Origin of the sequence: Nocardia sp. CA-136227 (assembly GCF_050955695.1) — a bacterium.
Taxonomy (GTDB): Bacteria; Actinomycetota; Actinomycetes; order Mycobacteriales; family Mycobacteriaceae; genus Nocardia.
This window is the reverse complement of the sequence record NZ_CP192081.1, coordinates 6925040-6939294: the sequence shown is the minus strand read 5'-3', so window position 1 is coordinate 6939294 and position 14255 is coordinate 6925040. Positions and strand designations below refer to the sequence as shown.

The window sequence follows — 14255 nt, the reverse complement described above, 5'->3', positions numbered from 1 at the left end:
GCTTCGTGGCCAACCCCTTCGGCCCGAGTGGGCAGGGGGGTGACGGGTCGCGGATGTACCGCACGGGCGACCTGGTGAAGTGGACCGAGGACGGCGAGCTGGTCTACCTCGAGCGCCTCGACTTCCAGATCAAGTTCCGCGGCCAGCGCATCGAACTGGCCGAGATCGAGAGCGCCCTGCTGCTGGCGCCCGAGGTGGCTCAGGCCGCGGTGCGTCTGGTCGACGCCGACTCCGGCGACTTCCTGGCCGGATACGTGGTGCCCGCCCCCGGTGTCGAGCTGGACCCGGAGACCCTGCGCGAGGGCCTGACCCGGGTGCTACCGCCCTACATGGTGCCCACCGCCCTGATGGCGCTGACCGAACTGCCGCTCAACTCCAGCGGCAAGCTGGACCGCAAGGCGCTGCCCGTTCCGCAATTGCGCGCCAAGGCCTTCCGTGAGCCGATCGACCCGGCCCAGCGCCTGGTGGCGGCCGTGTTCGCCGAGGTGCTGAACGCCGAGCGCGCCGGTCTCGACGACGACTTCTTCGCCCTGGGCGGCAGCTCCCTGGACGCCGCCCGGGTCACCTCCCGCATCGGCGCCGAGCTCGGCTCCCGGGTGCCGGTGCGCCTGCTGTTCGAGTTCTCCACCGTCGAGGGCCTGGCCGCCGCGCTGGTGGCCGCGAATCCCGATGCCGCCCGGCCGGTGCTGGCCGCGCGCCCGCGCCCGGACCGCATTCCGCTCTCGCCCGCCCAGCAGCGCCTGTGGTTCCTCAACCGCATCGAGGCCGAGGACGGCGAGCACAGCGTCTACAACCTGCCGATCGTGCTGCGCCTGCGCGGCGACCTGGACATCGCCGCCCTCGAGCAGGCCACCCTGGACGTGCTGGCCCGCCACGAGTCGCTGCGCACCAGCTACCCGGACTCGGAAGCCGGTCCGTACCAGCAGATCCTGGACATCGCCGACATCGGCCTGAGCCTGAGCCCGGTGCCGGTCACCGCGGCCGAGGTGACCGGGGCGATCACCGCCTTCGCCACCGCCGGATTCGACGTCACCGCCGAACTGCCCTCCCGCATCGCGCTGTTCGTCCTCGACGACGAGGCCGCCGCGGAGACCGAGTACGTGCTGGCCGTGGTCGTGCACCACATCGCCGCCGACGCGCTGTCGCTGCAGCCCCTCATCGGCGACCTGATGCGCTCCTACCTGGCCCGGGTCGCGGGCCAGGAGCCCGGCTGGGAACCGCTGGCCGTGCAGTACGCCGACTACAGCCTCTGGCAGCACGAACTGCTCGGCGACGCCGAGGTCCCCGGCACCGTCGCACACCAGCAGATCGAGTTCTGGCGCGAGACCCTGGCCGGCCTGCCGCCGCAGCTCGCCCTCCCGGCCGACCGTCCCCGCCCCGCCGTGGCCACCAATGCCGGTGCGGCCGTGCCGTTCTCGGTCGACGAGACCGTGGCCGCCGGACTGCGCGAGCTGGCGCGGGCGCACGGCGTCACCCTGTTCATGGTCGTGCACGCCGCCTTCGCGGCCCTGCTGGCCCGTGCCTCCGGCACCGCCGACATCCCGGTCGCCTCCCCGATCGGCGGCCGCGGCGAACGCGAACTCGACGCCCTCATCGGCATGTTCGTCAACACCCTGGTGCTGCGCACCCAGGTCGAGGCCGACCGGAGCTTCGCCGATCTGCTGGGCGCCGTGCGCACCGCCGACCTGGCCGCCTTCGGCCACGCCGAACTGCCTTTCGAGCGCATCGTGGACGCGCTGGCCGTGGACCGCACCACCGGCGCGCCGCCGCTGGCCCAGGTCATGCTGTCGTTCAACGACGCCCGGATGAGCGGCGGCACGGGCACCTTCGAGCTGCCCGAACTGGCCGTCACCCCCGTCGAGATCGACGACCCCACGGTCAAATTCGACCTGCACCTGGTCGTCGGCGAACTCGGCGAGCAGTCCGGTCTGACCGGCAACCTGCGCTACGCCACCGAGATGTTCGACGCCGCCACCGCGGCCTCGCTCACCGAGCAGTTCGGCCGCCTGCTGGCCGCCGTGGCCGCCGACGCCTCCGTCCTGGTCGGCGACATCGACCTGCTCGGCGAGGTCGAGCGCGACCTGGTCGTGCGCGGCTGGAACGACACCGCCTTCGATGTGGACGCCGCGCTGGGGCTGACCCCGGCCGCCGCCGCGGACGCCAAGACCCTGATCTCGCTGTTCGAGGAGCAGGTCGCCCGCACCCCCGACGCCGTCGCCCTCACCTTCGAGGGGACGAGTCTGTCCTATGCCGAGTTCGCGGGCCGCGTCCGCCAGCTCGCGCGCTGGCTGATCAGCGAGGGCGTCGGCCCGGAATCGCTTGTCGCACTGGGTATGCGGCGCTCCCTGGACCTGGTGATCGGCATGTACGCGGTGTCCGCGGCGGGCGCCGGTTACCTGCCGCTGGACCCCGACCACCCGGCCGACCGGCTCGAGTACATCCTCGAGACCGCCGACCCGGTGACCGTGCTGACCGCCGGCGTGGACCTGCCGCTCGACACCGCCCAGGTGCGCATCGACCTGCTCGACCTGACCGGCATCGCCGAGGCGCCGATCACCGACGCGGATCGCAGTGCCCCGCTGCGGGATTCCAACACCGCCTACGTCATCTTCACCTCCGGCTCCACCGGCCGCCCCAAGGGCGTCGCGGTCAGCCACGCCGCGATCGTCAACCGCCTGGTCTGGGGCCGGTCGGCGCACGGCCTGACCGCCGCCGACGTGGTGCTGCAGAAGACCCCGATGACCTTCGACGTGTCGGTCCCGGAGTTCTTCCTGCCCTTGCAGATCGGCGCGCGCCTGGTGATCGCCAAGCCCGAGGGCCACAGCGATCCGGTGTACCTCGCCGAACTCATCGCCCGCGAGGGCATCACGGCCGCGCACTTCGTGCCGTCCATGATGACCGTCTTCGTCGCCGAGGAGGCCGCCGCGCGCTGCACCTCGCTGCGGATCGTCTTCGCCTCCGGTGAGGCGCTGTCCTCGAAGCCCGCGCACCGGCTGCGCGAGCTGACCGGCGCGGAACTGCACAACCTCTACGGCCCGACCGAGGCCGCGGTCGAGGTGGCCTACCACCGGGTCACCGATGCCGACGTGGACGCCGTGCCGATCGGCCGGCCCACCTTCAACACCGAGCTCTACGTGCTGGACGCGCGCCTGCGCCCGGTCCCGGTGGGCGTCGCGGGCGAGCTGTACCTCGCCGGTGACCAGCTGGCGGTCGGCTACGTGGCCCGCCCGGGCCTGACCGCGGATCGCTTCGTGGCCAACCCGTTCGGTGGGTCGGAGCGCATGTACCGCACCGGTGACCTGGTCAAGTGGAACCGCGACGGGGAACTGGAGTACCTGGGCCGCACCGACTTCCAGGTGAAGCTGCGCGGTCTGCGCATCGAGCTGGGGGAGATCGAGGCCGCGCTGACCGCGCACCCCGAGGTCGCCCAGTCCGTGGTCGTGGTGCACGGCTCCGGCGCCGACGCGCAGCTGGTCGGCTACGTGGTGCCCGCCGCGGGCGCCGAGATCTCGGTGGCGGCGCTGAAAGCCGAACTGGCGCAGCGACTACCGGTCTACATGGTGCCCGCCGTCCTGATGAGCCTGGACTCCTTCCCGGTCAACAGCTCCGGCAAGCTGGACCGCGGCGCGCTGCCCGCCCCGGCCGCCGCCACCACCGCCTTCCGCGCGGCCACCGGCCCCGAGGAGCGGATCGTCGCGGAGGTCTTCGCCTCCCTGCTCGGCGCCGCGCGAGTCGGCGCGGACGACGACTTCTTCTCCCTCGGCGGCAACTCGCTCATCGCCACCCAGCTGGTGGCGCGCCTGGGCAAGGCCGCGGGCGTGCGGATTCCGTTGCGCGCGGTGTTCGAGGACGCCACCGTCGCGGGCCTGGCCGCCAAGATCCGCGCGGCCGACGCCGAGACGCTGGTCGAGCTGCCGCCCGTGGTCGCGCAGGAACGCGGCGACCACATCCCGCTGTCCATCGCCCAGCAGCGGCTGTGGTTCCTGAACCGCTTCGACATTCGCGACGGCTACACCATTCCGTTCGCGCTGCGCCTCACCGGTGCGCTGAACATCGAGGCCCTGCGCGCGGCCGTGTCCGACGTGGTGGACCGTCACGAGACCCTGCGCACCATCTACCCCGAGCACGACGGCCAGGCGAGCCAGCTCATCCTGCCCACCGGCACCCGCCTGATCGACCTGGTCCCCGAGTCCGTCACCGCCGCGGAACTGCCCGGACTGGTGGAATCGGTGGCGCGCACCGCCTTCGACGTGACCGCCGAGGTGCCGTTCCGCATCCGGCTGCTCGAACTCACCGACGAGCCGGGTGTCCACCTGCTGGTCCTGGTGGTGCACCACATCGCCGCCGACGGCTGGTCCTTCGGCCCGCTCACCCGCGACATCGCCACCGCCTACGTGGCGCGTTGCGCCGGTGAGGTCCCCAACCTGGCGCCGCTGCCGGTGCAGTACGCCGATTTCGCGCTGTGGCAGCGCGCTGCCCTCGGCGGCCCCGAAGACCCCGAATCGGTGCTGGCCCAGCAGCTCACGCACTGGACCCGCCGCCTGCACGGCGTCCCGGACGTGCTGCCCCTGCCCACCGACCGTCCCCGGCCCGCCGTAGCCAGCGGCCGCGGCGCGGGCTTCAGCGGCCGCTTCGACGCCGAATTGCACTCGGCCGTCCTGGCTTTCGCGGCCGACCGCCGGGTCACCCCGTTCATGGTGCTGCACACGGCGCTGTCGGTGACGCTGGCCCGCCTGTCCGGCACCGCCGACATCGTGATCGGCACCCCGGTCGCGGGCCGCGGCGACGAGGCCCTCGACGACCTGGTCGGCATGTTCGTCAACACCCTGGTGCTGCGCACCGAGGTGCGCGCGGACGCCGCCCTGGCCGAGCTGCTCACCCAGGTCCGCGAGACCGATCTGACCGCCTTCGACCACGCCGTGGTGCCGTTCGAGATGCTGGTCGAAGCGGTGAATCCGGTGCGCTCCCAGGCGCACGCGCCGCTGGCCCAGGTGACGCTGACCCTGCAGAACCACGCCCGGCCCAGCATCAAGCTGAACCGCCTGGCCATCGAGGCGCTCACCGTGGACGCCACCGCCACCCAGTTCGACCTGGACTGGACGCTGGCCGAGACCACCGGCGCCGACGGCGCGCCCGGCGGCATCGACGTCTACATCACCTACGCGACCGATCTTTTCGACGCCGCCACCATCGGCGGCTTCCAGGAGACCTTCGAACGCGTGCTGCGGGCGCTGCTCGCCGATCCCCGCGTCGCCGCCGGTGACGTGGAGATCATGTCGCGCGCCGAACGCGGTGCGCTGCTGGTGGATCGCAATGCCACCACCCGGCCGCTGCCGGTCGAGACCCTGGCCGAACTGCTCGACGCGCGGGCCGCGCTGGATCCCGACGTGGACGCGCTGGTCTTCGAGGGCGAGCGGGTCGGCTACGCGGACCTGGCCCGGCGCGTGAATCGCCTGGGCCGCCTGCTGATCGCGCAGGGCGTCGGCCCGGACGCGATCGTCGGCGTCACCGCCCAGCGGTCGGTCGACATGGTGGTCGCGCTGTACGCGGTGGTGGCCGCCGGCGCCGCCTACGTGCCGGTCGACCCGTCCCATCCGGCCGACCGCATCGCGCATGTGCTCGGCACTTCGGACAGCACCCTGGTGCTGACCGTCGGCGGGGCCACGCTGCCCGAACTCGCGGGCGTTCGCGTGCTCGACCTCGCCGTGCTGGCGGAATCGGGTGCGCTGGAGGAGTTCTCGGACGCGCCGATCACCGACGCGGACCGGCTCGGCGTGCTGCACCCGGACAACCTGGCCTACGTGTTGTACACCTCCGGCTCCACCGGCCTGCCCAAGGGCGTGGCCACCAGCCACCGCGCCATCATGAACCAGCTGCGCTGGCTCGAGGAGCGCTACGGCGTCACCCGCGAGGACAGCATCATGCAGCGGGCCCCGCTGGCCTTCGACGTCTCGGTGTGGGAGTGCTTCCTGCCCGCCATGGTCGGTGCGCCCCTGGTGGTTCCGCGTCCGGGCCCGCTGGACCTGGACTACCTGGCCGACCTGATGCGCGAATTCGGCGTCACCATCGCCGAACACGTGCCGTCGGTGCTGGCCGCGCTGATCGCCGAGGGCCACGGCGACGCCCTGAAGTCGTTCCGCCACCTGCACACCGGTGGTGAGGCGCTGCCCGTCGAACTGCTCGGCCGGCTGCGTGAGCTGGTCGGCGGTTCGGTGCACAACGCCTACGGTCCGACCGAGGCCGCCATCTCGACCATCTACCACGAGTTCTCCGACGCCGACCCGGATTTCGAGGTCGCCATCGGCCGCCCGAACTGGAACACCCGCGCCTACGTGCTCGACGCCCGCATGCGCCCGGTGCCGATGGGCGTCATCGGCGAGCTCTACCTGGCCGGCGCCCAGCTGGCCCGCGGCTATCAGGGCCGCGGCGCGCTGACCGCCGACCGGTTCGTGGCCGACCCGTTCGGCGTGCCCGGCGCGCGCATGTACCGCACCGGCGACCTGGTGCGCTGGAACCGCACCGGCGACCTGGTCTACATGGGCCGCAACGACTTCCAGATCAAGCTGCGCGGTCAGCGCGTCGAGCTCGGCGAGATCGAGGCCGCCCTGCTGTCCGCGCCCGGCGTGGCCAACGCGGTGGTGCTGCTGGCCCAGGACACCACCGGGGCGGACTGCCTGGTCGGCTACGTGTCCGGCGAGCAGCTCGACGCCGAGGCGGTGCTGGCCCACGCCCGCACCCAGCTGCCCTCGTACATGGTGCCCGCCCACGTGGCGGTGCTGGACGCGATGCCGCTCACCACCGTCGGCAAGCTGGACCGGGCGGCCCTGCCCGCCATCGAGTTCACCTCGGCCACCGTCGCTTTCCGCGAACCCGCGGCGGGCGCGGAAGCCACCCTGGCCGCTCTCGCCGGGGACCTGCTCGGCGGCGTCACCCTCGGCGCGGACGACGACTTCTTCGCCCGTGGCGGCAATTCGCTGCTCGGCATGCGCCTGATCGCCCGCGCCAACGCGGCGCTCGGCGCGGACCTGTCGGTGCGCCAGCTGTTCGAGGCCCCCACCGTCGCCGGACTGGCGGCGTTGGTCACCGCCGGCGGCACCGGCCTGCCGCTGCGCCGGATGGTCCGGCCGGAGCGAATCCCGCTGTCCCCGGTGCAGACCCGCATGTGGCTGCTCAACCGCCTGGACCCCGAATCGGCGGCCTACAACCTGCCCTCCGCGGTCCGCATCACCGGCGAGATCGACACCACCGTGCTGACGGCGGCCTTCGCCGACGTGGTCGCTCGCCACGAGGCGCTGCGCACCATCTACCCGTCCGACGCCGACGGCCTCGGCTACCAGTTGATCCTGCCCGCCGAGACCGTGCCGCTCCCGCTCGAGATCCACACCGGCGCGAACGCCGCGGACCCTGCCTGGATCGAAGCCTTCGTCTCGACCGGCTTCGACGTCACCGACACCGTGCCGATTCGCGTCGCGCTGCTGCGCGAGACCGAGCACAGCCACATGCTGGTGGTGGTTCAGCACCACATCGCCGGTGACGGCCAGTCGATGAACCCGCTGCTGCGCGACACCATCACCGCCTACCTGTCCCGGGCGGCGGGGCACGCGCCGGAGTGGACGGATCTGCCCGTGCAGTACGCCGAGTTCGCGCTCTGGCAGCAGGCCACCCTGGAGCTCGTCGGCGCCCGCGAACTGGCGTTCTGGACCGAGACCCTGGCCGACCTGCCCGACGAGATCGCCCTGCCCACCGACCGGCCCCGCCCGGAGGTGGCCTCCGGCCACGGCGCGTACCTCCACACTCACCTGGACGCCGATCTGACCGCCGCGATCACGCGAATCGCGGAGGCGCACAACGTCACCCCGTTCATGGTGTGGCACGCCGCGCTGACGGTGCTGCTGGCCCGCCTGTCGGCGGGCACCGACATTGCCATCGGCACCCCGATCGAGGGCCGCGGCAATGCCGACCTCGACGACCTGGTCGGCATGTTCGTCAATACCCTGGTGCTGCGGACCCGCCCCGACCTGGGCCGCGGATTCGACGCGCTGCTGGCGCAGACCCGCGAGGTCGACCTGGCCGCCTTCGACCACGCGAACGTGCCGTTCGACCAGGTCGTGGACGCGCTCGGCCTGCCCCGCAGCCAGTCCCGCAACCCGCTGTTCACCGTCGCCCTGACGTACATGAACCTCGACAACCCGTCCTACTCGGCCCCCGGCCTGGCCCTGGAGGGCGTCGACTACGTGGCCCCGGTGGCTCGCTTCGACCTGCAGGTGACCGTGTCCGGCGAACCGGACGCCGAGGGCCGGCTGGCCATCGAAATGAACTACGCCACCGACCTGTTCGACGCCGAGACCATCGTGTCCTTCGCCGAGCGGATGGAACGCGTACTGCGCGCCGTGGCCGCGGACGCGACCGCGCCCATCGGTGACATCGACCTGATGGAGGCGGCCGAGCGCCGCGACGTCACCGACCTGTGGGGGTACACCGGCGACGGCGTCGACGAGTCCGACGCCACCCTGCCGAGCCTGTTCGACGCCACGGTGGCCGCGCACTCGGAGCGGGTCGCGGTGCGGTTCGGCGACGAGGAGCTCACCTACCTCGAGCTGGATCGCCGCGCGAACGCACTGGCGCGCAGGCTGATCGCGGCGGGCGCCGGTCCGGAGTCGCTGGTCGCGGTGCTGCTGCCGCGTTCGGCCGATCTGGTCGTGGCGCTGCTGGCGGTGCTCAAGTCCGGCGCGGGTTATGTGCCGATCGATCCGTCCTACCCGGCCGACCGCATCGCGTACGTGCTGTCGGACGCGCGACCCACCAGCGTGATCACCGATTCGACCGTGCGGTCCGCGCTGACGCGGGACGGCGAACCGGCACCGGATCTGAACATCATTCTGCTGGACGGTGATTCGCAGGAGTGGCCGGACGCGCCGATCACCGACGCCGACCGCCTGACCTTGCTGCGACCGGACGACGTCGCCTACGTCATCTACACCTCCGGGTCCACCGGCCGCCCCAAGGGCGTGGCCGTGGCGCACCGGAACGTCGTGCAGCTCATGGCGAACATCGTGCCCGAGTTCGACTTCGATCACGAGGACGTGTGGACGCTGTTCCACTCCTACGCCTTCGACTTCACGGTGTGGGAGCTGTGGGGCCCGCTGCTCTACGGCGGCAAGCTCGTGGTCGTCGACTACTACGTGTCGCGTTCGCCCGAGCAGTTCCTGGAACTGCTGCGCCGCGAGCAGGTCACCGTGCTCAACCAGACCCCGTCGGCCTTCTACCAGCTTTCGGAGGCGGACCGTCTCGCGACGGCCGCCGGGGAGCAGCAGCCGCTCGCCCTGCGCTACCTGATCCTCGGCGGTGAGGCTCTGGAACTGCGCCGCCTCTCGGATTGGATTGCCCGCCACGGTGATACCTCGCCGCAGGTGGTGAACATCTACGGCATCACCGAGACCACCGTGCACGTGTCCCACCGGATGCTCGACGCCGAAACCATCGCCGTCGCCACCGGATCGGTGATCGGTCATGCGATTCCCGGTCTGCACGCTTACGTGCTCGACGAGCGTCTGCACCCGGTGCCGGTCGGCGTCGCGGGCGAGTTGTACATCTCCGGTGCGCAGCTGGCGCGCGGCTACCTGGGTCGCCCCGACCTGTCCGCGACCCGCTTCGTGGCGAGCCCCTTCGGTGAGACCGGTAAGCGGCTGTACCGCTCCGGTGACGTGGCCCGCTGGAACCGCTTCGGCGAGCTCGAATACCTGGGCCGCGCCGACGACCAGGTGAAGGTCCGCGGTTTCCGTATCGAGCTCGGTGAGATCGAGTCCGCGGTGCTGGCGCAGGCCGGGGTCGCGCAGACCGCGGTCATCGTGCGTGAGGATCAGCCGGGTGATCTGCGGATCGTCGCCTACGTGGTGCCGCAGGACGGTGTCGCGCCCGTCGTGGACACGATCCACGCCGGTGCGGCCGAGCTGCTGCCCGCCCACATGGTCCCGTCGGCCTTCGTGGTGGTGGACTCGATCCCGTTGACCGTCAACGGCAAACTGGATCGCCGCGCCCTGCCGAAGCCCGAATTCCGTACCGCCGAGTTCATCGCGCCGCGCACCGAGGCCGAGCACACGGTCGCCGAGGTGGTCGCCGCGGTGCTCGGCATCGAGGACGGGCAGCGGGTCGGCATCGCCGACGACTTCTTCGCCCTCGGCGGCAACTCGCTCACCGCGACCCAGCTGGCCGCGCGACTGAGCGCCGCCTTCGGCGCGCGGGTGCCGGTGCGGACGGTATTCGAGCACACCACGGTCGAGGCGCTCACCGCCGCCGTGCTCGAAGCCGACGCGAACGCCCCCGCCCGCCCGCCGCTGCTGCCCCGCGTCGGTGACGGCCCGGTGCCGGTATCGCTGGCGCAGCAGCGCATCTGGTTCCTGAACCGTCTGGAACCGGACTCCGCCGCCTACAACATCCCGCTCCCCATCCGCCTGACCGGCGCCCTGGACGTGGCGGCGCTGCAGGCCGCGATCGCCGACGTGGTGGTCCGGCACGAGGTGCTGCGCACCGTCTACCCGGAGACGGCGGCGGGTCCGGTGCAGCTGGTGCTGCCCGCCACCGCGGTCGCGGATCTTCCGGCGCTCGCGGCGATTCCGGTCACCGAGGCGACCGTCACCGCGGCGGTCACCGACATGATCAGCCAGGGCTTCGATGTCACCGCGGCGGTGCCGCTGCGGGCGGCGCTGTTCCAGCTGGCCCCCGAGGACCATGTCTTCGTAGTGGTGATGCACCACATCGCCGGTGACGGCACCTCGCTGGCGCCGCTGGCCCGCGACGTCATGACCGCCTACGCGGCACGCAAGGCCGGCGTCGCCCCGGCCTGGACGCCATTGCCGGTGCAGTACACCGACTACGCGGTCTGGCAGCGCGAGCTGCTGGGCTCCGAGGACGATCCGGCCTCGCTGGCCTCCCGCCAGCTGAGCTTCTGGACCGAGACGCTGGCCGGGCTGCCCCCGCTGCTGACCGTCCCCGCCGACCGGCCCCGGCCGGTGGTGCTGGACACCGACGGACGCCGCGTCGATTTCACCATCGATGCCGAAACCCAGTCGGCCCTCACCGAATTGGGCCGCACCGCCGGCGCGACGCTGTTCATGACGGTGCACGCGGCCTTCGCGGCGCTGCTGTCCCGGCTCACCGGATCGACCGATATCGCGGTCGGCACCCCGGTCGCCGGGCGTGGCGACGCGGCGCTGGACGACCTGGTCGGCATGTTCGTCAATACGCTCGTGCTGCGCACCGAGGTCGCACCGGCCGAGGGCTTCACCGACCTGGTCCGCCGCACCCGGGCCCGCGACGTCGCGGCGTTCGACAATGTGGACGTGCCGTTCGAGCGCCTCGTCGAGGTGCTCAACCCGGAGCGCTCCACCGCGCGCCACCCGCTGGTGCAGGTCGGGTTCTCCTTCCACAACCAGGGCCAGGCCGGTCTCGACCTGGACGGGCTCGGGGTCTCGGCCATCGAATTCGATACCGACGTCTCGCAGTTCGACCTGCACCTGATCATCACCGACCGCTACGACGCCGCGGGCGCGCCGGCCGGGATGACCGCGACCATGACCTACGCGACCGCCCTGTTCGACGAGGTCACCGTCGCCGGCTTCGCCGATCGCCTGCAGCGCCTCCTCGCCGGGGTGATCGCCGCTCCGGAGTCGCCGATCGGGGATGTGGACATCCTCGGCGCGGCGGAATCCGAACGTCTGCTGCGGGACTGGAACCCGGCCGGAACCGCGTTCCCGCCGAGCGGAATGCTCGACGCCTTCGACGCGCAGGTGCTGCGCACGCCCTTCGCTATCGCGCTCGTCGAGCAGGGGCGGGCGGTGAGCTACCGCGACTTCTCGGAGCGGGTGAACCGCCTGGCCCGGGTACTGCTCGGGGTGGGCGTAGGACCGGAAACCCTGGTGGCGCTGGCGCTTCCGCGCAGCATCGAACTGCTGATCGCCATGTACGCGGTGGTGCGGGCCGGTGGCGCGTACGTGCCGCTGGATCCGGCCCACCCGCTCGAGCGCACCGCCATGGTGCTGGAGACGGCTGCGCCGCCGGTCGTGCTGACCAGCGCCACGCGGGGCATGACCCTGCCGGACACGCTGCTGCAGCACACCATCCTGCTCGACGTCTCGGCCGCCGAGGATATGACGCTGCCGGGCAACGCGATTCGCGACGAGGAGCGCAACGCGCCGTCCTCGCCGGCGGACCCGGCCTACGTCATCTTCACCTCGGGTTCGACCGGCAAGCCCAAGGGCGTGGCGCTGCCGCACGCGGCCGTCGCGCACCAGCTGGACTGGATGCAGTCCGAATACGAGCTCACCGAGAGCGACGCGGTGCTGTGGATGACCTCCGCGGCCTTCGACCTCTCGATCTGGGAACTCTGGTGGGCGCTGCGCACCGGCGCCCGGCTGGTGCTGGCTCCCGATGGCGCGCAACACGATCCGGAGGGCCTGCTCGACCTGGTCCGCCGGGAGTCGGTCACCACCCTCACCCTGGTGCCGTCGCTGCTGGCCATGCTGACCGATGTCGCCGGCGCGGGCCTGCCCGCGTCGCTGCGTCGCCTGCTCGTGATCGGTGAGGCGCTGCCGGCGCGGACCCTGGCCCGCGCCGCGGCGGCGACGCCCGCCCGCATCGACAACCTGTACGGCCCGACCGAGGCGGCGGTGTCGGTCACCCGATTCCGCACCGACACCGACATCCGCCAGGCCGTGGTGCCGATCGGTACGCCCGAGCCGGGCAACCGGGTCTACGTCCTCGACGACCGGCTCCGGCCGGTGCCGGTCGGTGTCACCGGTGAGCTGTACCTGGGTGGCGCGCAGCTGGCCCGCGGCTACCACGGCCGCCCGGACCTGACGGGGGAGCGCTTCGTCGCCGATCCCTTCGGTCCGGCCGGTTCCCGCCTCTACCGCACCGGTGACCTGGTGCGCTGGACCCGGGCCGCCGACGAATCGGGCAGCGGCGTACTGGAATTCGTGGACCGCCGCGACTTCCAGGTGAAGGTGCGCGGTTACCGCATCGAGCTGGCCGAGATCGAGCACGCCCTGCGCTCGCACCCGGGCGTGACCGACGCGGTCGTGGTGGTCGACGGTGCGGCCGACACCGCCCGGTTGGTCGGCTACTACAGCGCGGCCGACGCCATCGACTCCGAGCAGGTGCGTGCCCGGCTCGCCGGACTGCTGCCCAGCTACATGGTGCCCGAGGCGCTGCTGTTCCTGGACGCCGTGCCGCGCAATGCCAATGGCAAGGTCGATCGCGCCGCCCTGCCCGCGCCGGAGTTCGCGGCGCGCGAATACCGTGCCCCGGGCACCGACGTGGAGATCGCCGTGTGCGCGGTGTTCGCGGAGGTGCTGGGCGCCGAGCAGGTCGGCCTGGACGACAACTTCTTCGAGCTGGGCGGCAACTCGCTGCTCGCCGTCCGCCTGGCCACCCGGCTGGGTGAGCAACTCGGACAGCGGGTTCCGGTCGTACTGGTCTTCGCCGCGCCGACCCCCGCCGAGATGGCGGGACCGCTGAGCGCTCCGGGCGGTATCGACGCCGACGCCGCCTTCGGTGTCCTGCTGCCGATCCGGCCGTCGGGCACGGGCGCACCGCTGTTCTGTGTCCACCCGGTCGGCGGCGTGTCCTGGTCCTTCGCGGGCCTGGCCGCGCACCTGGACGAGGACCGGCCCATCTACGGCTTGCAGTCTCCGACCCTGGCCGCCGATGTGCCGCTGCCGGATTCGATCGAAGAGTGGGCGGCGCGCTACGTGCGCGAGATCCGCGCGGTACAGCCCGAGGGGCCGTACCACCTGCTCGGCTGGTCGCTCGGCGGCGTGCTGGCGCACGCCATGGCGGTGCGGCTCCAGGCCGAAGGGCAGCAGGTCGCGACGCTGGCCATGCTCGACAGCTCGCTCGACGTCGGCGACGGCGCCGAGGACGCCGTGCCGGTGACCGAGTTGCTGGGCGAGGTTCCCGGACTGGTCGACGCCGAAGCCGAGGTCGGCGCGGACCGGATCGCCCGGATCGTGGACAGCGCGGTCGCCTCGTTCCCGCTCATCGCCGCCTACCGTCCCCGCCGATTCAGCGGCGACCTGCTGTACTTCCATGCCGCCCTGGACGATCCGACCGGCAGCCGAGGCATCTCGAGCTGGACCGACGCCGTCGACGGCGAGCTGGAGAACATCGCCGTCCCGGCCACCCACTGGCGAATGACCTCGCCCGACGCACTCGTGTCCATCGCCCGTGTGCTGAACACCACCACGCCCCGGACCTAG

General features: G+C 72.1%; 1 protein-coding gene (cut by a window edge). It reads left to right on the top strand.

The features are described from left to right. Positions 1–14255, top strand: the 3' portion of a protein-coding gene (locus ACQP06_RS32105; RefSeq protein ID WP_433668629.1) for a non-ribosomal peptide synthase/polyketide synthase. Its footprint begins 4702 nt before the window's first position; only the last 14255 of its 18957 coding nucleotides appear in the window; its start codon lies off the left edge, out of view; it ends in the stop codon at positions 14253–14255.